This is a genomic window from Mesorhizobium sp. M0028 (assembly GCF_040323855.1).
Lineage (GTDB): Bacteria > Pseudomonadota > Alphaproteobacteria > Rhizobiales > Rhizobiaceae > Mesorhizobium.
The window spans coordinates 39,831-57,423 of the sequence record NZ_JAMYVG010000011.1; the positions used below are offsets into that span (position 1 = coordinate 39,831).

At 62.5% G+C, this 17,593-nt stretch carries 16 protein-coding genes; 8 read left to right on the plus strand and 8 right to left on the minus strand.

The genetic code is table 11. The features are described 5' to 3' along the window. The first annotated feature begins 129 nt into the window (after nt 1-129). Entirely contained in the window at nt 130-1,776 is a 1,647-nt protein-coding gene (pgi, locus tag NKJ93_RS20355) for a glucose-6-phosphate isomerase (RefSeq protein ID WP_352493739.1), read from the plus strand. A 5-nt stretch (nt 1,777-1,781) separates the two neighbouring features. Further along, a complete protein-coding gene (locus NKJ93_RS20360; protein WP_023717885.1) occupies nt 1,782-2,504 on the plus strand; it encodes an HAD family hydrolase in 723 nt (240 codons plus the stop codon). Here the strand turns inward: NKJ93_RS20360 and NKJ93_RS20365 are convergent. Both NKJ93_RS20365 and NKJ93_RS20370 read right to left on the minus strand, forming a co-directional pair. Next, the gene (locus tag NKJ93_RS20365) at nt 2,488-3,144 is read right to left on the minus strand and encodes a class I SAM-dependent methyltransferase (RefSeq protein ID WP_084642516.1); all 657 of its coding nucleotides are present in this window, start codon (nt 3,142-3,144) and stop codon (nt 2,488-2,490) included. The genes NKJ93_RS20360 and NKJ93_RS20365 overlap by 17 nt on opposite strands. A gap of 85 nt (nt 3,145-3,229) precedes the next feature. Then, a complete protein-coding gene (locus NKJ93_RS20370; protein WP_023717883.1) occupies nt 3,230-5,191 on the minus strand; it encodes a long-chain fatty acid--CoA ligase in 1,962 nt (653 codons plus the stop codon). Nucleotides 5,192-5,669: 478 nt separating this feature from the next. Between NKJ93_RS20370 and NKJ93_RS20375 the strand changes: the two genes are divergently transcribed. The 5 genes from NKJ93_RS20375 to NKJ93_RS20395 are packed head-to-tail and all read left to right on the plus strand — an operon-like array spanning nt 5,670 to nt 10,954. Further along, nucleotides 5,670-7,262: an ABC transporter substrate-binding protein gene (locus NKJ93_RS20375; protein ID WP_352590783.1), complete on the plus strand. Its 1,593-nt coding sequence runs from the start codon at nt 5,670-5,672 to the stop codon at nt 7,260-7,262. Nucleotides 7,263-7,320: 58 nt separating this feature from the next. Continuing rightward, the gene (locus NKJ93_RS20380) at nt 7,321-8,328 is read left to right on the plus strand and encodes an ABC transporter permease subunit (RefSeq protein ID WP_023676822.1); all 1,008 of its coding nucleotides are present in this window, start codon (nt 7,321-7,323) and stop codon (nt 8,326-8,328) included. Nucleotide 8,329: 1 nt separating this feature from the next. After that, nucleotides 8,330-9,247 carry an ABC transporter permease subunit gene (locus NKJ93_RS20385; RefSeq protein WP_023717881.1) on the plus strand — a complete coding sequence of 306 codons (918 nt, stop codon included), beginning with the start codon at nt 8,330-8,332 and terminating at the stop codon, nt 9,245-9,247. A gap of 4 nt (nt 9,248-9,251) precedes the next feature. Then, nucleotides 9,252-10,127, plus strand: a complete 876-nt coding sequence (locus NKJ93_RS20390; protein WP_352493740.1) for an ABC transporter ATP-binding protein — start codon at nt 9,252-9,254, stop codon at nt 10,125-10,127. Further along, on the plus strand, nt 10,124-10,954 hold the full coding sequence (locus NKJ93_RS20395) for a dipeptide ABC transporter ATP-binding protein (RefSeq protein WP_352483289.1): 831 nt from the start codon (nt 10,124-10,126) through the stop codon (nt 10,952-10,954). Before NKJ93_RS20390 ends, NKJ93_RS20395 begins: the two co-directional genes overlap by 4 nt. A gap of 22 nt (nt 10,955-10,976) precedes the next feature. On the opposite strand, the gene NKJ93_RS20400 is transcribed toward NKJ93_RS20395, so the two are convergent. Beyond that, nucleotides 10,977-11,894: a LysR family transcriptional regulator gene (locus NKJ93_RS20400; RefSeq protein ID WP_352590786.1), complete on the minus strand. Its 918-nt coding sequence runs from the start codon at nt 11,892-11,894 to the stop codon at nt 10,977-10,979. A 93-nt stretch (nt 11,895-11,987) separates the two neighbouring features. On the opposite strand from NKJ93_RS20400, the gene NKJ93_RS20405 reads away from it, so the two are divergent. After that, nucleotides 11,988-12,860: an NAD(P)H-dependent oxidoreductase gene (locus NKJ93_RS20405; RefSeq protein ID WP_352483288.1), complete on the plus strand. Its 873-nt coding sequence runs from the start codon at nt 11,988-11,990 to the stop codon at nt 12,858-12,860. On the opposite strand, the gene NKJ93_RS20410 is transcribed toward NKJ93_RS20405, so the two are convergent. From NKJ93_RS20410 to NKJ93_RS20430, 5 genes are all read right to left on the minus strand, one after another. Then, on the minus strand, nt 12,791-14,083 hold the full coding sequence (locus NKJ93_RS20410) for a cysteine desulfurase-like protein (protein ID WP_023717876.1): 1,293 nt from the start codon (nt 14,081-14,083) through the stop codon (nt 12,791-12,793). The genes NKJ93_RS20405 and NKJ93_RS20410 overlap by 70 nt on opposite strands. A 30-nt stretch (nt 14,084-14,113) precedes the next feature. Then, the gene (locus NKJ93_RS20415; protein WP_023717875.1) at nt 14,114-14,788 is read right to left on the minus strand and encodes an amino acid ABC transporter permease; all 675 of its coding nucleotides are present in this window, start codon (nt 14,786-14,788) and stop codon (nt 14,114-14,116) included. Between the two features lie 109 nt (nt 14,789-14,897). Further along, complete coding sequence (locus NKJ93_RS20420; protein WP_023717874.1) at nt 14,898-15,689, minus strand: ABC transporter substrate-binding protein; 792 nt, start codon at nt 15,687-15,689, stop codon at nt 14,898-14,900. A gap of 177 nt (nt 15,690-15,866) precedes the next feature. Continuing rightward, nucleotides 15,867-16,262, minus strand: a complete 396-nt coding sequence (locus NKJ93_RS20425; protein ID WP_352483286.1) for a RidA family protein — start codon at nt 16,260-16,262, stop codon at nt 15,867-15,869. Between the two features lie 75 nt (nt 16,263-16,337). Then, nucleotides 16,338-17,486 (minus strand): acyl-CoA dehydrogenase family protein, encoded by a 1,149-nt coding sequence (locus NKJ93_RS20430; RefSeq protein ID WP_352483285.1) that lies wholly within the window; start codon nt 17,484-17,486, stop codon nt 16,338-16,340. Nucleotides 17,487-17,593 lie beyond the last annotated feature (107 nt).

Consider the following 17,593-nt stretch of genomic DNA (forward strand, 5'->3'; position numbering starts at 1 on the left):
GGCCCACGCTGCTCTGCGGCATCGCTGCGCATTGAAACGGATGGAATTCGACCCGATAGTTTGCCGCGACGACACGCGCCGGAAACATCCGGCCTGATAAGATGCATCTCAAGAGACCGGAGCGAAGCAGTGGATCAATCGTCCTTTCAAAAGCAGCTCGACTTGTTGCGCGATCATCGTGCGGCCAAATCGGGCTCGATGCGCGAGGCTTTCGCTGCCGATCCGCAGCGCTTCGAGAAATTCTCCGCCAGCGACGGCGACCTGCTGCTCGACTGGTCGAAATGCGCGGTCGATGCGCGGACGATGGAGTTGCTGGAGAACCTAGCTGAGGCCGCCGACCTCGAAGGCCGGCGCGACGCGATGTTTGCTGGCAAGAAGATCAACGTCACCGAAGGCCGCGCCGTGCTGCATACCGCGCTGCGTAACCTTACCGGCAAAGGCATCGTGCTCGACGAGGGCCAGGACGTGAAGGCGGAAGTCCTCGGCGTACTCGACGCGATGGGCGCCTTCGCCGACGCGGTGCGTTCCGGTAAGGCGGCCGGCGCGACCGGCAAGAAGATCACCGACATCGTCAACATCGGCATCGGCGGCTCCGATCTCGGCCCGGCCATGGCGACCTTGGCGCTGGCGCCCTATCATGACGGGCCGCGCGCGCATTACGTGTCCAATATCGACGGTGCCCATATCCACGACACGTTGAAGGGTCTTTCCGCCGAAACCACCCTGTTCATCATCGCCTCCAAGACCTTCACCACGGTTGAGACGATGACCAATGCCGAGACGGCACGCAGATGGGTCGAGAAGGCGCTCGGCAAGGAAGCGGTCGGCAAGCATTTCGCCGCCGTCTCGACGGCGCTCGACCTGGTCGCCAAATTCGGCATCGCAGCCGACCGCGTCTTCGGCTTCTGGGACTGGGTCGGCGGCCGCTATTCCGTCTGGGGTGCGATCGGCCTGCCGGTGATGATCGCCATTGGCCCGAAGGATTTTCGCGCCTTTCTCGACGGCGCCCATGAGATGGACGAGCATTTCCGCACCGCGCCGCTGGCGAAGAACCTGCCGGCGCTGATGGGGCTGATCGGCTGGTGGCATCGCGTGATCTGCAAATATCCGGCTCGCGCCGTCATCCCCTACGATCAGCGTCTGTCCAGGCTGCCGGCCTATCTGCAGCAGCTCGACATGGAATCGAACGGCAAGAGCGTCACCCTGGATGGCGGCGCTGTAACGACGCCGACCGGCCCGCTGGTCTGGGGCGAGCCCGGCACCAACGGCCAGCACGCCTTCTTCCAGCTTCTGCATCAGGGCACCGATTTCATTCCGGTCGAATTCCTCGCCGCTGCCGTCGGCCACGAGCCGGAACTGAAGCATCACCACGACCTTCTGCTTGCCAATTGCCTGGCGCAGTCGGAAGCCTTCATGAAGGGCCGCACGCTGGAGGAAGCCCGCGCGCAGATGCTGGCGAAAGGCATGAAGCCCGCCGATGTCGACAGGATTGCTCCGCACCGCGTCTTCTCCGGCGACCGCCCCTCAGTGACGATCCTCTACAGGAAGCTCGACCCACATACATTCGGACGGCTGATTGCGCTTTACGAACATCGCGTCTTCGTCGAAGGCACGCTGTTCAACATCAACTCCTTCGACCAGTGGGGCGTCGAGCTCGGCAAGGAACTGGCGACCGGGCTGCTGCCCGTCGTTGAAGGCAAGGAGAATGCCGCAAAGCGGGATGCCTCGACTGCCGGACTGGTGGAATACATTCACCGCTTGCGCGGCCCGGAGTGAAAAGCTTGGCGGACATCAAGGGAATATTGTTCGACAAGGACGGCACGCTCGTGGATTTCAACGCGACATGGCTGGGCATCGCCGACTTCATGGCGATGGATGCGGCCGAAGGCGATCGCTGGAAGGCAGACAGGCTGCTTGCGGCGGCGGGCTTCGACTTCGCCACCAGGCGCTTCAAGCCGGATTCTATCTTTGCCTCCGGGACCAACATGGACGTCGTCGAACTGTGGTTTCCGCGGCTGTCCGACGAGGACCAGATGCTTGCCGTCGCCCGCTTCAATGCCATCACCTCGGCGCAAGGATCGGCGATGGCCGTGGCGCTGCCGGGTGTGGTCGAGACGCTTGGGCTGCTTCACAGAAAATCCTACCGGCTTGGCGTCGCCACCAACGACTCGACCAGCGGCGCGGAAAAGACCTTGGTCACGCTGGGCGTCGCGCAGCTTTTCGAAGCCGCCTATGGTTACGACGCGGTGGCCAATCCAAAACCGGCGCCGGATACGATCCTTGCCTTTTCGGATCTGACAGGGCTCAGGCCGGCGACGATCGCAATGGTCGGCGACAATCGTCACGATCTGGAGATGGCGCGCGCCGGCGGCTGCGGCCTGGCGATCGGCGTGCTGTCCGGCACCGGCACACGTGAATCGCTGTCACAGATCGCCGACGTCATCCTGGATTCGGTGGCTGATCTGCCCGATTTTCTTGCGGCCCGGGTCAGCGAGACGGTCTAGACTCGTAGTTATCTGGTCCGAACGAGAACACGCCGCTCGGTTTCATCGCCGCATTCCTGCCCTCGCCGACATCCGGCACCTCGTATTCGGCCAGCAGGCGAAGCCGCGAGCGCGGCAGATAGGCGCGGCCCGGATCGCCGATCAGCACGGCGATGCCGGCAGCAAGGCAGCGGTCGAGGAAGGGAACGACCCGGCCGGCAAGATCGCGGGCGTAAAACAGGTCGCCGACCACCACGATGTCCACCGGCGGCGGCGGACCGCCGGTGATGTCGTCGCCAACGATCATGATAGCGACGCCGTTCGCAGTCGCATTGAGGCTGAGCGCAACCACACCATTACGATCGATCTCGGCCGCGACGACCGCGCTGGCTCCGGCTTTCGCCGCAGCGATGCCGACGAGGCCCGAGCCGGCGCCGAGGTCGAGCACGCGACGCCCGGCCACGGTCTCCGGCCGGTCGATTATGTAGCGGGCAAGCACCGCGCCGCCGGCCCAGACATAGGCCCAGTACGGTGGCTCCGGTTCAGGTTCGTCTTCTTCGGTCCCATGTTGGTTCCATTCGAGAAGCCGCCTGAGGCCGCTTCCCGGATGGGCGGTGTAAAGCCGGATTTCGGGAAGCGCGGGCACGGGGGCGATCCGCATGTGCGCCCGGATGAACTCTGCCGGGTCTGGCCGCGAACCTATATCCACGGCGTTAGAGCCGACGATGCAATCGCTCAAGCTGCGCCTAGCCCCGCAACGCTCGTCGCAGGATCTTGCCGACCGGTGTCTTCGGCAGTTCGGTGCGGAACTCGATATATCTGGGGCGCTTGTAGCCGGTCAGGTTCTCGCGGCAATAAGCCGTCAGCATCTCGGCGGTCAGTGCCGGGTCCTTTTTGACGACGAACAGCTTTGGCACTTCACCCGAATGCTCGTCCGGCACGCCGATCGCCGCCACCTCGAGTACGCCCGGATGCTGCGCCACCACCTCCTCGAGTTCGTTCGGGTAGACGTTGAAGCCGGAAACCAGGATCATGTCCTTCTTGCGGTCGACGATCTTGGTGTAGCCGCGCTCGTCCATGAAGCCCATGTCGCCCGATTTGAAGAAGCCGTCCTCGGTCATCACCTTGGCGGTCTCGTCCGGCCGGTTCCAGTAGCCGGCCATCACCTGCGGTCCGCGGATGCAGATTTCGCCGACCTCGCCGAGCGGCAAATTGTTGCCATCGTCGTCGCGGATGGCGATCTCGGTCGAGGGCAGCGGCAGCCCGATCGTGCCGGTGTAGACTCCGTCGCTGAATTTGTTGGCGGTCGCCCCCGGCGAGGTTTCGGAGAGTCCGTAGGCCTCGCTGATCGGGCAGCCGGTCAGCGCCTTCCAGCGCTCTGCGATGCCCTTCTGCACTGCCATGCCGCCACCCAGCGTCAGGATCAGCGGCTTGAAGTCGAGCCTGCGAAAATCCTCATTATTGAGCAGCGCATTGAACAGCGTGTTGAGGCCAGGAAAGATGTGGATCGGGTATTTCTGCAGCTCCTTGACGAAGCCGGGAATGTCGCGCGGATTGGGGATGAGCACGTTCTGCGCGCCCTGCTGCATTCCCATCATCGCGTTCACTGTGAGCGCAAAGATATGATAGAGGGGCAGCGCGCAGAGGAAGTTCATATGCGCCGGTTTCGGCTTGACCGTGTAGGCGTCTTCGACCCAGAGCGCGTTCTGCGCGACGTTCGCCAAGACATTGCTGTGCAAAAGCATCGCGCCCTTGGAGATGCCGGTCGTACCGCCCGTATATTGCAGGAAGGCGATGTCGCCGGCCACGACCTCGGCGGATTTGAAGGTCACGCCGGCGCCGGCCTTCAATGCGGCGTTGAATTTGACATGGCCGGGCAGCGACCATGCCGGCACCATCTTCTTGACGCGGCGCACGACGAAGTTGACGATCGTTCCCTTGAGCCCGCCGAGCATGTCGCCCATCGTGGCGACCACGACATGCTTGACCGCGGTCCTGGCGATCACCGCCTGCAAGGTGCAGGCGAAATTTTCGAGGATGACAATGGCTTGAGCGCCGGAATCCTTGAGCTGGTGCTCAAGCTCGCGCGGCGTGTAGAGCGGATTGATGTTCACCACGACATAGCCGGCGCGAAGCACCGCCATCATCGCCACCGGATATTGCAGCACGTTCGGCATCATCAGCGCGACACGTGCACCCTTCTGCAACCCCTTTGATTGCAGATAGGCGCCAAACGCAGCCGACTGTCGCTCGAGATCGGCATAGGTGATCGATTTGCCCATGCAGACGAAGGCCGGCCGGTTCGCAAACTGCTTGCAGGCGGCGACGAGAAAGTCACCGATCGAGCTGGAGGGCAGGGCGCCGATCTCGGCCGGCACGATCTTTGGGTAACTCTGGAGCCACGGTTTTTCAGGCAGGCCGGCGGTCAGCGAGGTGATCGCCTTCGGCAATCTTCTGGCTGAAGCTGCCGCCTGTTTGGGCGCTGGCACTGCCTTCGCCGCCGGCTTGACGGTGGGGTACTTTGCGGCAGGCGCCGCCTTGCCGGCTGCCGGCTTGGCAGTCTTTCCAGCCGTGATCTTCGTCGCCGGCTTCGCACTTGCCTTCGCGGTAGTCTTCGGCTTGGCGGCGGCCGCTTTTGGCTTGACCGCTTTCGATATTGCCTCGGCCTTTGCTTTCGCCGCGGTTGTTGTCTTTGCCGGTTTCGCCACCTGTCGCTCCCTCAATCATTCTTATTGTTCGGCACGCTTGAGTGCCACCGCCGCCCCTGACAAACAAAGGTATCCCACGCTTGCCGCAATGTCCGGAGCCTGGGGAATCCACCGCGCTGTCCATCTATCTATGTATTGCCACTAGCAGCGGCCGTGCAAGCCTCGCCCACCTGGCAGTGCGGCAAGACTTGCCATCAAAGCTCTCGGCCGCGACCGGTTTTTGGACGCGCATCTCTTGAACCGAACGGCTCGATTCCCCGAATTGGCGGCATCGCCGATCAACAAAAAATTGAAGTCGCTAATAATGTCGTGATCTGCGGATTTGGCTCGTTTTTTCCACAATTCGCCGCATGCCGGAATTTTTTTCTGCTTCCCGTGGGTTAGGCAAACAAGCAGTTCCAAAGCCAGAAAAACGGTGCTTATATGCGGCCTTCGCGAGCCTGATAGAGGGGCTTGGAAGAACATCAGGGAGTGCTCAATGAAAAAGAAACTGACTTTTGCAGCCGCGTTGCTGGCTGCAAGCGTCCTCGGCGGCATGGCCAATGCAAAACAACTGGTCTATTGCTCGGAGGCATCGCCGGCCGGCTTCGACCCGTCGCCATGGAGCGGCGGCAACGACTTCGACGCTTCGTCGCGCACCATCTATTCGCGCCTGGTCGAGTTCGAGCATGGCAAGACCACCATCTCGCCCGGCCTGGCGGAGAGCTGGACGGTTTCCGACGACGGTCTCGAATACACCTTCAAGCTTCGCCCGGGTGTGAAATTCCAGACGACGGATTATTTCACGCCCACGCGCGACCTCAACGCCGACGACGTGATCTTTTCCTTCGAACGCCAGTGGAAGAAAGAAAGCCCCTGGTACAGCTACCTGGAAGGCACCGGCTGGGAGTATTTCACCGGCATGGGCTTCCCCGATCTCCTGAAGGAAATCGTCAAGGTCGACGATCTGACGGTGAAGTTCGTGCTGAACAAGCCTGAAGTCGCCTTCCTGCCGGACCTCGGCATGGATTTCGCTTCGATCGTTTCCAAGGAATATGCCGACCAGCTCGACAAGGCCGGCACCAGGCAGCAGTTCACCCAGAAGCCGGTCGGCACTGGTCCGTTCCAATTTGTCGACTATCAGGTCGATGCGGTCGTACGCTATGCGGCATGGGACGGCTACTTTGGCGGCCGCCAGAAGATCGACGATCTGATCTTCGCCATCACGCCCGATCCGGCCGTGCGCGCGCAGAAGCTGAAGGCAGGCGAGTGCGATATCATGTCATACCCGGCGCCGGCCGACATTGCCGGGCTGCAGGGTGAGGCGAACCTGAAAGTCGACGAGCAGGAAGGCCTGAACATCGGCTATCTCGCCTACAACACGACGCTGCCGCCCTTCGACAAAGTCGAGGTCCGCAAGGCCCTCAACATGGCGGTAAACAAGAAGGCGATCATCGACGCGGTCTATCAGGGCGCCGGCGCGCCGGCCATCAACCCGATCCCGCCGACCATGTGGTCCTATAACAAGGACATCAAGGACGATCCCTACGATCCGGAGGCGGCCAAGAAGATGCTGGCCGATGCAGGCGTCAAGGATCTGTCGATGAAGATCTGGGCTATGCCGGTCAGCCGCCCCTACAACCCGAACGCCCAGCGCGTCGCCGAGTTGATCCAGGCCGACTATGCCGCCGTCGGCGTCAAGGCGGAGATCGTCAGCTACGAATGGACGGAGTATCGCCAGCGCGGCAAAGCTAAGGATCGCGACGGCGCCTTCCAACTGGGCTGGACCGGGGACAATGGCGATCCGGACAACTTCTTTTTCCTGCTCGGTTGCGATGCCATCGGCCAGTCCAATTATGCGATCTGGTGCAACCAGGAATTCGAAGCCCTGCTGAAAAAAGGCAAGGCGACGACGGACGTCGCCGAGCGCACCAAGATCTACGAGGAAGCTCAGGTGGTGTTCAAGCGTGAGGCTCCGTGGCTGACCATCGCCCACTCCAAGGTCTTCATGCCGATGAACAAGAAGGTGTCGGGCTTCGTTATGGACCCGCTCGGCATTCATCGGTTTGACGGCGTCGACGTCACCGAATAAGTCCTGAGAAATTGAACGGCGGCGCTGGACTTCCTGCGCCGCCGTTCTATGAAGCAAGATGCTCCGTTATCTCCTCCACAAGCTCGCTTTGATCATCCCGACCGTGTTCGGCATATCGCTGGCGGCGTTCGCTTTCGTCCGGCTTCTGCCCGGCGATCCCATTCTGGCCCTGGCCGGCGAGCGCGGCGTCAGCCCCGAACGCTACGCCCAGCTCATCGAGCAGTTTGGCTACAACCGGCCTTATGTCATCCAGTACCTGGAATATATCGGCAGGGTCCTGACCGGCGATTTCGGCATATCGATTGCCACCAAGCGGCCAGTGCTCGGCGAATTCCAGGCGCTGTTTCCAGCCACGCTGGAACTGGCGACGGTGGCGTTGATCATCGCCGTCCTGCTCGGCATTCCTGCCGGTATCTTCGCGGCGGTCAAGCGCGGCTCGTGGTTCGACCAGGCGACGATGGGTGTCGCGCTGACCGGCTATTCGATGCCGATCTTCTGGTGGGGGTTGCTGCTCATCATCTTCTTCTCCGGTTATCTCGGCTGGACGCCGGTTTCCGGCCGCATCGGCCTGCAGTATTTCTTCAGGCCGACGACCGGGTTCATGCTCATCGACAGCCTGATCTCCGGCAGGAGCGGCGCTTTCAAATCCGCCGTCAGCCATTTGATCCTGCCGTCCATCGTGCTGGCGACGATCCCGCTTGCCGTCATAGCGCGCCAGACTCGCTCGGCGATGCTCGAGGTGCTGGGCGAGGACTATGTCCGCACCGCGCGCGCCAAGGGCCTGGCGCCGCGCCGTGTCATCGGGCTGCACGCTTTTCGCAACGCGCTGATTCCGGTGGTCACCACCATCGGACTGCAGGTCGGCACGTTGATGGCGGGCGCCATTCTTACCGAAACCATTTTTTCCTGGCCCGGCATCGGCAAATGGATGATCGACGCCATCGGCAAGCGCGACTATGTCGTCGTTCAGAGCGGATTGCTGATCATCGCGCTGATCGTCATGGCGGTGAACCTGATCGTCGACGTGCTCTACGCCGTCATCAATCCGCGCATCCGGGTGCAGTGAGATGACCGACGAATCCGCCGCCGAAGCCACCGCTGCCTCCATCCCGACAGGCGGCAGGCAACGCGCCTTCGCCGAGTTCTGGCACTACTTCTCGATGAACACCGGCGCGGTCATCGGCCTTGTCGTGTTTTCGGCGTTGGTGCTGGTGGCGGTCTTTGCGCCGTTCGTCGCGCCGCATTCGCCCGACGAGCAGTTTCGCGATGCGCTGCTGGCGCCCCCTGCCTGGCAGCAAGGCGGCAAATCGATGTTCCTGCTCGGCACCGATGCGGTCGGCCGCGACATGCTTTCGCGGTTGATTTTCGGGGCGCGTTTCTCGCTGTTCATCGGCCTGGTGGTGGTCGTCTTCTCGCTCACCAGCGGCATCGTGCTTGGCGTGCTCGCCGGCTATTTCCGCGGCTGGGTCGACACGCTGATCATGCGCATCATGGATATTATCCTGGCCTTCCCGTCGCTGCTTCTGGCGCTGGTGCTGGTGGCGATCCTAGGCCCCGGGCTGTTCAACGCCATGCTGGCGATCGCGCTGGTGCTGCAGCCGCATTTTGCGCGTCTCACCCGCGCCGCCGTGATGGCCGAAAAGAACCGCGAATATGTCATCTCCGCCAAGGTGGCTGGTGCCGGTCATCTTCGCTTGATGGTGAGGACGATCTTGCCGAACTGCCTGGCACCGCTGATCGTGCAGGCCACCCTGTCCTTCTCCAACGCCATTCTCGAGGCTGCGGCGCTCGGCTTCCTCGGTGTCGGTGCGCAGCCGCCGACGCCGGAATGGGGCACGATGCTCGCCTCGGCGCGCGAGTTCATCCTGCGCGCGCCTTGGGTAGTGACCTTCCCCGGCCTTGCCATTCTGATCACTGTGCTTGCCATCAATCTGATCGGCGACGGCCTGCGCGATGCCTTCGATCCCAAGCTGAAGAGGTCATAATCCAATGCCTCTTCTCGAGATCAAGAACCTGACCGTTTCCTTCGACACCGCCGCTGGACCATTCATGGCGGTACAAGGCATCGACCTGTCGGTCGAACCGCGCGAGGTGTTGGCGATCGTCGGCGAATCCGGTTCCGGAAAATCAGTGGCAATGCTGGCAGTGATGGGGCTTTTGCCCAACACGGCGACGGTGAGGGCGGACCGCATGGCCTTCGACGGCATCGACCTGCTTAAGCTCGGCCCGTCCGAGCGGCGCAAGATTGTCGGCAAGGACATCTCGATGATCTTCCAGGAGCCGGTCGCCAGCCTCAACCCGTGCTTTACCGTCGGCTTCCAGATTGAGGAGGTGCTGCGCTTTCACATGGGCATGGACCGCGCCCAGCGCCGGGCACGCGCCATCGAACTGATGAAGTTGGTCGGCATCGCCGACCCTGAGGAACGGCTGGGCTCCTTCCCGCACCAGATGTCGGGCGGCCAGTGCCAGCGCGTCATGATCGCCATCGCCATCGCCTGCAATCCCAAGCTTTTGATCGCCGACGAGCCAACCACGGCCCTCGACGTCACCATCCAGAAGCAGATCCTCGATCTGCTGGTCGGCCTGCAGGCCAAATACGGCATGGGCCTGATCATGATCACCCACAATATGGGGGTGGTTGCCGAGACCGCCGACCGTGTCATCGTCCAATACAAGGGCCGCAAGATGGAAGAGGCCGACGTGCTGTCGCTGTTCGAATCCCCCAAGAGCAATTACACGCGCGCGCTTCTGTCGGCGCTGCCGGAAAACGCCGTCGGCGACCGGTTGCCTACTGTTTCCGACATGCTGTTCGAGCCGGCCCCATCTGTAGTCGCAGCCCGATCCGCGGGAGGAACCGCCACATGAGCGTGACGGTAGTCGAAGGCAAGAACATCGTGCGCGACTATCATGTCGGCGGCGGGCTTTTCCGCCCCTCCCGTACGGTTCACGCGGTCAAGGGTGTTTCGTTCAGCGTCGACAAGGGCAAGACGCTGGCCATCGTCGGCGAGAGCGGCTGCGGCAAGTCAACGCTCGCCCGCATCATCACTCTGATCGACCCGGCGACCTCCGGCGAGCTTTTCATCGACGGCAAGAAGGTAGACATCGCGAGGGACGGCCTGTCGAAGGAAATGCGCCGCAAGGTGCAGATTGTCTTCCAGAACCCCTATGGTTCGCTCAATCCACGCCAGAAGATCGGCGACGTGCTTGGCGAACCGCTGCTCATCAACACCGACAGCACGGCCGGCGAGCGGCGCGATCTCGCCATGAAGATGCTGAAAAAGGTCGGTCTCGGCCCCGAGCACTACAATCGCTACCCGCATATGTTTTCGGGCGGCCAGCGCCAGCGCATCGCCATTGCCCGCGCGCTGATGCTCAACCCCAGCCTCCTGGTGCTGGACGAGCCGGTCTCGGCACTTGATCTTTCGGTGCAGGCGCAGGTTCTGAATCTGCTCGCCGACCTGCAGGATGAGTTTCAACTGACCTATGTTTTCATCAGCCACGACCTGTCGGTGGTGCGCTATATCGCCGACGATGTGATGGTGATGTATTTCGGCGAAGCGGTCGAATACGGCTCGCGCGACGAGGTCTTCGCCGACCCCAAGCACAGCTATACCAGGACGCTGTTCGCGGCGACGCCGCGTGCCGACGTCGCCAGCATCAAGGCAAGATTGGCGAAAAAGAAGGCCGCCTGATCCGGCGAGGTTTGCCGGCCGGCTACCGCTTCTCGATCCCCGGAATGCCGGAGATCTGCTCGGCGAGAAAGTCGACCAGCAGCCGCACCCGGGCAATGCCCGCACGCTCCGGAACGATCAGCATGCTCAGCGGGACGGGAGGCGGAAAATAGCCCGGCAGGATAATTTCCAGCCGGCCGGCCGCCAGAAGATCGTCGACAAGCCAGTGGTGGGCGGGTGCGATACCGCGTCCGGCGACAAGGGCTTTGCGCGCAGCAAGCCCATGGTCGACCCGAAATCGGCCGCCAAAGGGCACCGCAAAGCGCTCGCCGCCCGGCCCCTGCAGGGCGAGCGTGTCGCTTCCCGCGATGTTCGACATCCGAATGCCTTCATGGCCAGGCAGATCCTGCGGGACAGCCGGTCTGCCCCGGGCCGCCAGATAGGCCGGCGCCGCCACCAGCAGACGCCGGGACTGACCGAGCGCCCGCAGCTTCATCGAGCTGTCGGTGAGCGGACCGAGGCGAAGCGAGATGTCGACGCCCTCCCGCACAAGGTCGATGCGCTCGTCGGTTAGGCTGAGATCGATGCCGATGTCGGGATAACGGTCCTGAAAGGCGAAGATCAGCCGGCTGACGTGCAAGATGCCGAGCGCCGCCGTGCAGGATATCCGGATCGTGCCAGCCGATGCGCCGCGCGTGCCTCGCGCCTCATCGCCGGCCTGCTCAACGAGGCGCAGGATCTGGACGCTGTCGGCATAGTAACGGCTGCCTTCATCGGTCATCGTGACACGCCGGGTGGTCCTGCTGAGCAAGGGCACGCCGACGGCCTCCTCGAGCTCCCGCAGATGCCGCGTGACCGTCGACTGACCAACTCCGAGCTCGCGCGCCACCGCCGAGAGGCTGCCGCGCTCGGCGACGCGAACGAAGGTGCGCATGCGCTCGAGGGTGACCGATTTATCCATTATTCGGCATTATCTTATACATTTCCTACATATAGTGGATTAGCCGACGGCTGGCTACCTTTGGTGTCTATCGTCCTTCTTCGGAGTAGACCCATGAAAGTCCTGCTTGTTTTTGCTCATCCTGAACCGAATTCGCTCAACGGCGCACTGCGTGACGTCGCCATCAGGGAGCTCGAGACCCAAGGCCACGAGGTGCGGGTGTCTGACCTCTATGCCGATGGCTGGAAATCCGAGGTGGACCGTGCCGACTTTCCGTCGTGGCCGCCCGAAGCACGCTTCCTGCCGGCCGGCGCCTCCAAAAAAGCTTTTGCGAGCGGCACTCTGACCGATGACGTCAAAGCGGAGATCGACAAGCTGCTATGGGCCGACACCCTGATCCTCCAGTTTCCCCTGTGGTGGTACGCCATGCCGGCGATCCTCAAGGGCTGGGTCGATCGGGTGTATGCCTACGGCTTCGCCTATGGCGTCGGCGAGCACAGCGATAAGAGGTGGGGTGACCGCTTTGGCGAGGGAACGCTCGCCGGCAAGCGCGCGATGCTAATCGTTACCACCGGCGGCTGGGAGGAGCATTATTCCGCCCGCGGCGTCAACGGCCCGATCGACGACCTGCTGTTCCCGATCAACCACGGGATTCTATACTATCCGGGCTACGACGTGCTTCCGCCGTTCGTGGTCTACAGGGTGGACCGTTTCGGGGAGGCCGATTTCGAGCCTGTCGCGGAGCGACTGCGCGAAAGGATGCGGACGCTCGAGACAATCCAGCCCATTCCTTATCGGCAGCAGAATGGCGGCGATTACCTGATCCCAAGCATGCAGTTGCGCCTCGGCTTGGAGAACCCGGGTGCGACCGCCTTCGCCCTTCACGAGGATCGCGCCGGCGCCGCCGGCCAGCCCGATCAGGACAGCCGGGCAATGATGGTGCGAAGCGCCTCGCCGAAGCGCCGGACTTCCTCGATCGTATTGTAATGCACCAGCGAGGCGCGGACGGCGCCGCTGTCCATGCTGAGGTTGAGCCGCTTCATCAGGCGCGGCGCATACATGTGGCCGTCGCGAATGCCGATCTGCATCTCGGCCATCTCCTCGACGATCCTCTGCGGCGACAGCGTGCCGATGTTGAAGCAGAAGGTCGGCACGCGCTCGCGGAGGCGTGCCTCTTCGGCCACGCCGTAGATCGTCGCGCCGCAATCTTTGAGCACCGCCAGCATTTCGCGCGCCAGCACCTGCTCGTAATCGCGAATGGCATTCATACCGGCGACGATGTTGTCGCGGCGCGATCGGTTATTGGCTGGAGCGAAATTGCGGCCGATCGATTCGAGATAGCGCACCGCGGCATCCATGCCGGAGACGTTCTCGTAGATGAAGGTGCCGGCCTCGATCTTATAGGGCGGCTCGTCGGGAATGAAGTCCTCGCGGAAGGTCGGCAGACGCTTCAGCGTTTCGAAGCGGCCCCACAGGAAGCCCATATGCGGCGAGAAATTCTTGTAGCCGGAGCAGACCAGATAGTCGCAGTCCCATGCCTGCACATCGATCAGCCCGTGCGGGCCGTAATGCACGCAGTCGAGGAACACTTCGGCGCCTGCCGCATGCGCGATCCCAGCCACTGAAGCAACGTCGACGATCGAGCCGATCGAATGCGCCGTCACCGTGCAGGCCACGAGGCGGGTGCGCTCGGAGACCAGCGGGCGCAAATCGTCGACATGCAGATTGCCGTCCTCGCGCATCCGCCACCATTTGAACTTGGCGCCGGCGGGTGCCAGCGCCAGCCACGTCGCGATATTGGCATCGTGATCCATGTCGGTGATGACGATCTCGTCACGCTCCCCGTTTGGTCGCTCAGAAAGCATCTGGCCGATGCCGAGGCTGACCAGGCGGATGAACGAAGTGGCGTTCATGCCGAAACAGATCTCCGCCGGGTTGGTGGCGTTGATCAGCAAGGCCACGCTTTCGCGCGCGCCGGCGACGGCTTGATCGACGGTGACGCTGCGGCCGTAGCGGCCGCCGCGCTGCACATTATGCGCGACCAAATGGTTGGTGACCGCGTCGAGCACACTTTGCGGGATCTGCGCGCCGGCGGCATTGTCCATGAAGATGAAGTCGCCGGCCTGCTGCAAGGCGGGAAACATGGCGCGGATCGTCTCGACCGGGAAAGCTGCGGCATCGCCCGTTTTCGAAATCTGATGCTGGTTCAAGGTCGTCTCCTGCGAAGTGCGCTGACAGATTCAGCGGGTCTTTTCGGTTTGAAATCGGCGTTCAAGGAGGCTGACGAGACGGACCATCGGCCAGAGAAAGATGAGATAGACCAGCGCGGCGCCAATCAGCGGTGAGGGGTTGGCATAGAGCGATTGCGCGTTGGTCGCTTCCTTCAGCAGTTCGGGCAGCGCCACGGTGGAGGCGAGCGAGGTGTCCTTGAACATCGAAACGCAGTTGCTGGTCATCGGTGGAATGACGACGCGGATCGCCTGCGGCAGCACTACCTTGCGCAAGGTCAGCAAGAACGGCAGGCCGAGCGCCTGCGCCGCCTCGAACTGGCCGCGCGGAATGCTTTCTATGCCGGAGCGGAACACCTCGGCCGAATAGGCCGCCATGATGATGGCGAACGCCATCACCGCGGAAGTCCAAGACGACAGGCGTATGCCGAGAAACGGCAGCGCATAGTAGATCAGGATCAGCACGACCAGCACCGGCATCGCCCGGAAAATGTCGATGTAGCCGACAGCCAGCAGCCGAAGCGGCTTTGGCGCATAGAGCCGCACCAGGCTGATCGCGAGGCCGACGGGAATACCGATGCCGATGCTCATGATTCCGAGCAGCAGCGTGTTCAGGAAGCCGCGCAGCAGTGCCGGCAGGCTGGAGATCATGACGTCGGCGTTGAAGAAGGTGTCCAGCAGCGACATCGCAGCATTCCCGAAACGTTTGGCGTCCCGCGACGCTCGAGCCCGAGCCCGAAATCCGAAATCGTGCCGGCATCGAAAGCCGGCACGACATTTAAGCGCGAACTGCCGCTCAGGCCTTCGGCATAGGCATTTCCTTGACGGTCGAGGAATCGGCCGGTGCGTCGCTGCCGAACCACTTCTTGTGGATCGCGGCCAGCGTGCCATCCGTCTTCATCGCGGTCAGCGCGTCGTTCAGCTTGCCGAGCAACGGGTGGTCCTTGGTCATCATCAGGCCGTACTGCTCGCCGGTCTTGATGCGCTCTTTTACGGCGAGATCCTTCATCCTGGTGAAAGAATATTCCAGGCCCGGAATATCGCTGACCGCCGCATCGACGCGGCCGGAGCTGAGATCGAGCAGCAAATTCTGCTGCGTGTCGTAGCCCTTGACGTCACTGAACCCGTCCGCTTCCTGGTGCGCCTTGACCCAGGTTTCGCCGGTCGAGCCGGACAGCACGCCGACGATCTTGCCCTTGAGGTCGGCCTCGGCCTTGATTGGGCTGTCGGCCTTCGCGGCGATGCCCATGTCGGAATCATAGTAGGGTTGCGTGAACGACTGCGACTTCAGCCGCTCCGGCGTGATGGTGATCGACGAAATGGCGACGTCGATGCGCTTAGAGGTGGTGGCGGCGAACAGCGCCTGGAAACCGAGGTCGGCGATGTCAGTGGTCATGCCGATACGCTTTGCCGCTTCGTTGATGATGTCGACTTCGAAACCCTCGAATGTACCGCTCTCGTTCTTGTATTCAAAAGGCGGATTGGTCGGATAGGCGCCGACATTCAGCGTGCCTTCGGCATAGGCCGGGCCGCCGGCGATGCCGATGGCGGCAGCAACAAGAAGCAGGTTGCGACGGGTGAAGTTCATTTTCGTTCCCTCTGGTTGTGATCGGACGGGTTGGCCCCGCACGGTTTTGATACGCCAAGTAACCGGACTGCCGGAAAGCCCTCCCGGCACGGCAGTCGTAAGACATCGGATGCTATCCAAAGTACCGCGCTTTTCAAGGCGAAAGTTTTAAGCTTAAAAAATTGCCGCGTGTTGCCATCAGTCCGGAATAACCGCCGTGGCCTGGATCTCAACCTTGGCGCGATCCTCGACCAACGCCATCACCTGCATGGCGGCCATCGCCGGAAAATGCCGGCCGATCACCTCGCGATAGACCTCGCCGATCCCCTTGAGATTGGCCAAATATTCCGCCTTGTCGGTAAAGTACCAGGTCATCGAGGTGATATGCTGCGGCTTGGCGCCGGCCTCGGCGAGCACGGCGACAATATTGGCCAGCGTCTGCTTCACCTGGCCGACAAGATCGTCGGTCTCGAAGCGGCCCTGCCCGTTCCAGCCGACCTGCCCGCCGACGAAGACAAGCTGCCCACGCGCGGCGACGCCATTGGCGTAGCCGACGGGTTTCGCCCAGCCTTCCGGCTGCAGGATGGTGTGCATATCAAAGCCTCCCAATGCTCAAATCCGGTCGCTCAAAACTCAAAGACAATCAATTCTTCCACACAAACTCCGGTCTCAGGCCGCTCCCATCACTTGCCGTGCAATCACCACCTTCTGCACGTCCGACGCTCCCTCGTAGATGCGCAGTGCCCGGATCTCGCGATACAGTCTTTCGACGATATGGCCCCTGCGGACGCCGTCGCCGCCATGCAGCTGCACAGCCCTGTCGATCACCTCCTGCGCCTTGTCGGTGGCGAACAGCTTGGCCATCGCCGCTTCGCGGGTGACACGGGCGGTCCCCATGTCCTTGGTCCAGGCGGCGCGGTAGACCAACAAGGCGGCGGCATCGACATCCAGCGCCATCTCGGCGATGTGGCCCTGCACCATCTGCAGCTCGGCCATCGCTGCACCGAACAGCCTGCGCTCGGCCACTCTTTTGATGCTTTCGTCCAGCGCGCGCCGGGCAAAGCCGAGCGCAGCTGCCCCGACCGTCGAACGGAACACGTCGAGCACCGACATGGCGATGCGAAAACCATCACCGGGTTTGCCGATCAGCGCCGAGGCTGGAACGCGGGCATTGTCGAAAGACAGCCGGGCGAGCGGGTGCGGCGCGATCACCTCCAGCCGCTCGGCGATGGTCAGGCCCTTTGTCTCGGCCGGCACGATGAACGCCGAAAGCCCCTTGGCACCGGGCGCTTCGCCAGTACGGACAAAGACAACATAAAAGTCAGCGATACCGCCGTTGGAGATCCAGGTTTTTTCGCCGGATAGGATATAGCTATCGCCGTCACGCGTGGCCGTCATTTCCATATTGGCAACGTCCGAGCCCGAACGCGCCTCCGACAGTGCGAAAGCCGAAATCGCCTTGCCGGCCCGTGTCTTCCCCAGCCAGTGCTGCTGGTCTGGCGTGCCGAACAGGCTGAGCGCGCCGGTGCCGAGCCCTTGCATGGCGAAGGCGAAATCGGCCAGCCCGTCATGCCGGGCCAGCGTTTCGCGCGTGAGGCACAATGTGCGCACGTCGAGTGCTGCAGGGTTTTCGGTGTCGAGCGCTGTCGGTTTCAGCCAGCCATCCCGGCCGAGCTTGGCCACCAGCTCGCGGCAGGCTGCGTCGACATCGTCATGCGCGACCGGCAGGTTCTTGGCGCACCATGCCTCCAGCCGCTCTGCCAACTCGCGGTGATGGTCCTCGAAAAACGGCCAGGTGAGGAAGGAACGGTCAGGCATTTCTGCCTCCACAGTTCTCCGGCCCTGGCGCTCCACGGCGCCCCCCTCTGTCCTGCCGGACATCGCCCCCTCTAGGGGGGAGATTGGCGGCTTCGCTGCCACTGCTC